We start from the raw sequence: 3578 nt of genomic DNA, 5'->3' as shown, positions 1-3578 counted from the left end.
AGCACTTCGGAGCGGCGGGCAGCGGACGCGAGACCCCGCCCGCCTTCGCGTCCCTCACCGACCGCGAGCGCGAGATCTTCCACCTGGCCGCGCGGAGGCTGGCGGTCGCCGGGCGGGCGGGCGGCCTGGCCGCGGCGCTCGGCGCGGTTCGCGAACTCCCGGGCCTGCTCGCGCTCGAAGTGCTGCGCCTGCTTCTGCTGGTCGTACTCGGTGTAGGCGTCCACGATGCGGCCGACCAGGCTGTGGCGGACCACGTCCTCGCTGGTCAGTCTCGAGAAGTGGATGTCGTCGATGCCGTCGAGCACCCGCGTCACGAGGCGGAGTCCGCTCGCGCCGGTCGGCAGGTCCACCTGGGTGATGTCGCCGGTGACCACCATCTTCGAGCCGAAGCCGAGGCGGGTGAGGAACATCTTCATCTGCTCGGGCGTCGTGTTCTGCGCCTCGTCGAGCACGACGAACGAGTTGTTGAGCGTGCGCCCGCGCATGTAGGCGAGCGGAGCGACCTCGATCGTGCCGGCCGCGAGCAGCTTCGGGACGATCTCGGGGTCCATCATCTCGTTCAGCGCGTCGTAGAGCGGGCGCAGGTACGGGTCGATCTTGTCGGTGAGCGAGCCGGGCAGGTAGCCCAGCCGCTCCCCCGCCTCGACCGCCGGGCGGGTCAGGATGATCCGCTCGACCTCCTTGCGCTGCAGCGACTGCACGGCCTTCGCCATCGCCAGGTAGGTCTTGCCGGTTCCGGCCGGGCCGATGCCGAAGACGATGGTGTTCTGATCGACCGCGTCGACGTACTCGCGCTGCCCGAGCGTCTTGGGCCTCACGCTCCGTCCACGCGCCGTGAGGATGGCCTGGCCGAACGCCTCGGCCGGGCTCACCGGCCCGCCGTTCTGCAGGATGCGGGCGGACTCGCGCACGCCCTCCGGGTCGAGATCGTGCCCGCTCGCGGTCATGCGCACCAGTTCTTCCACCAGGCGCGTCGCAGCGGCGACGGGCTCGCGCTCGCCGTCGAGCGTCACCTCGTTGCCGCGCACGTGCACCCGGACATCGGGGAATCGTCCTTCGACCGCTCGGATGAGGCGGTCCTGGGGTCCGAGGAGGCGCACCATCGCGACTCCGTCGACGGCGACGACGCGCCGCGTCGTCTCGGACGCGTCCGCGCCGGGGGCGGGACGCTCGTCGGGGCTCGCGCCCGTGTTCTCAACCGGTGGCAAGGGAGCCTTCCGTCTGGTGGCCGCCCAGGACGTGGGCGTGCACGTGGAACACGGTCTGGCCCGCCTCTTCGCCGGAGTTGAAGACGAGGCGGAACTGACCGTTGCTGTGGGCGTCGGCGAGCGACTGGGCGACCTGCACCATCTCGGCGAGCAGGGCGGGATCGGCGGCGGCGAGGGCGGCGACCGTGGCGTGCTCCTGGGTCTTCGGGAAGACGAGGAGGTGGACGGGCGCCTTCGGCTCGATGTCGGTGATCGCGAGGATGCGCTCGTTCTCGAACACCACATCGGCCGGGATCTCGCCCTGGACGATGCGCGTGAAGACGGTGGGTTCGCTCATGCACTCATCTTAAACGGGGCCCGTGCGCGACGGGCGCCGCGTTCGCCCACGGCACCCTGCTCCGGCGCCCCGAGGCGGCTGTGGAGGAGCGTCACCAGCGGCCCAGGCGGGCCGAGAGGACGGCGATGGCAGCGGGACCTGCGGTCGAGGTGCGCAGGACGGAGTCGCCGAGCGCGACGGCCTCGGCGCCCGCCTCCGCGAGCAGCCGCAGCTCCTCCGGAGCGATGCCGCCCTCGGGCCCGACGACGAGCACCAGGTCGCGTCCGTCCGGGACCACCTGGGAGAGCCGCGCCTGCGCCGAGGGCTCGAGGACCAGCACGCGGGACGTCGCGGCGCGCGCGACGAGACCGCGCACCTGCTCGAGCGGCGCGACCTCGGGCACCCGGGGGCGCAGCGACTGCTTGCTCGCCTCGCGCACGATGGCCCGCCAGCGCTCGCGCCCCTTCTCCTCCTTCGGGCCCGACCACCGCGAGATCGACCGCGCGGCCTGCCACGGGACGACCTCGTCCACCCCGAGCTCGGTCGCCGCCTGCACGGCGAGCTCGTCGCGGTCGCCCTTCGCGAGGGCCTGGACGAGGACCAGGCGCGGGGACGGAACCGGGGACTCCTGCACCGACTCCACGACGAGCACCACTCGCGCCGGCTCCGCGCTCTCGACGACCGCGGTCGCGACGAGTCCGCGCCCGTCGCCGACCCGGACGCTCTCGCCCGCGCGGATCCGGCTGACGGTCGCGGCGTGCCGTGCCTCCGCGCCGGTGAGCGCGAGCCGGCCCCCGACGACGAAGCCGCCGGAGTCCAGCGACTCGTCGATGTAGTGGTGCGCCACGGGCTCAGCCCAGGAAGCGGTCGCGGAGCTTCGAGAAGAGGCCCTGCTGGAAGTGGGTCAGCGCGGGCTTCTGCGGCTTGTAGTGCTTCGCGAGCTCCTGGACCAGCTCCCGCTCGCGGTGGCCCAGCTTCGTCGGGGTGACGACCTGGATGCCGATGCGGAGATCGCCGCGTCCACTGCCGCGCAGGCGCGTGACTCCGCGTCCCTTGATCGTGACGATCTCGGTGCTCTGCGTGCCCGGCTTGATCTCGATCTCGATGTCGCCGTCGAGCGCCTTGAGCGACGCCGTGGAGCCGAGGATCGCGTCCGTCATCTGCACCTCGAGGGTGCAGAGCAGGTCGTCGCCGTTGCGGCTGAAGACGTCGTGGTGCTTGACCTTGATCTCGAGGTACAGGTCGCCGTTGGGGCCGCCGGCCGGGCCGACCTCGCCGCTGCCGGGCATCTGCAGGCGCAGGCCCGTGTCGACTCCCGCGGGGACGTCGACGGGGATGGTGCGGCGGGCGCGGACGCGTCCCTGGCCCTGGCAGGTGGAGCAGGGGGTCGCGATGACGGTGCCGTAGCCGCGGCAGGTGCCGCAGGGGCTCGCCGTCATCACGTTGCCCAGGAGCGAGCGGACCGTGCGCTGGATCTGGCCGGAGCCGTGGCAGATGTCGCAGGTCACCGGCGAGGTGCCGGGCTGGCAGCACGAGCCCTGGCACGTCTCGCAGAGCACCGCCGTGTCGACCTCGAGGTCGCGGTGGGTGCCGAAGATGACCTCGTCGAGCGAGACCTCCACGCGCAGCAGGGCGTCCTGGCCGCGCTCGCGGCGGGAGCGCGGCCCGCGGGACGAGCCCTGCGCGCCCTGCCCGAAGAAGGTCTCGAAGATGTCGCCGAACCCGCCGAAGCCCTGGCCGCCGCCGCCGAAGCCCTCCTGGGGCCCGCGGTCGTACTGCGCCCGCTGCTGGGCGTCGCTCAGGACGTCGTAGGCGTGCGTGACGAGCTTGAAGCGCTCGGAGGCGTCCGCGCTCGGGTTGACGTCGGGGTGCAGCTCGCGGGCGAGTCGGCGGTACGCCTTCTTGATCTCGTCGGCGGAGGCGTCGCGGTCGACGCCCAGCACTTCGTAGTGATCGGCCACAGGTGGCTTCGTCCTTCGTTCGTGGGTCGGTGGGCCGGGCACGGCGCACCGACCCACGAACGAAGGACGAAGCCACCTGTGGCCGATCACTAC

At 72.4% G+C, this 3578-nt stretch carries 4 protein-coding genes; all 4 read right to left on the bottom strand.

The annotated features are described in order from the left end of the window. On the bottom strand, positions 1 to 1103 hold a 1103-nt coding region (locus tag C5B92_RS16720), incomplete at its 3' end, for a PhoH family protein (protein WP_104350616.1). Positions 1104 to 1194: 91 nt separating this feature from the next. Further along, positions 1195 to 1545, bottom strand: a complete 351-nt coding sequence (locus tag C5B92_RS16715) for an HIT domain-containing protein (RefSeq protein WP_104225201.1) — start codon at positions 1543 to 1545, stop codon at positions 1195 to 1197. Between the two features lie 91 nt (positions 1546 to 1636). Next, entirely contained in the window at positions 1637 to 2371 is a 735-nt protein-coding gene (locus C5B92_RS16710) for a 16S rRNA (uracil(1498)-N(3))-methyltransferase (RefSeq protein ID WP_104225202.1), read from the bottom strand. Positions 2372 to 2375: 4 nt separating this feature from the next. Then, a complete protein-coding gene (gene dnaJ, locus C5B92_RS16705) occupies positions 2376 to 3485 on the bottom strand; it encodes a molecular chaperone DnaJ (RefSeq protein ID WP_104225203.1) in 1110 nt (369 codons plus the stop codon). Between the last annotated feature and the right edge of the window lie 93 nt (positions 3486 to 3578).

The sequence above is a fragment of the Rathayibacter sp. AY1A4 genome (genome assembly GCF_002930955.1).
Classification (GTDB): Bacteria; Actinomycetota; Actinomycetes; order Actinomycetales; family Microbacteriaceae; genus Rathayibacter.
This window is presented reverse-complemented; position numbering and strand designations above follow the sequence as displayed.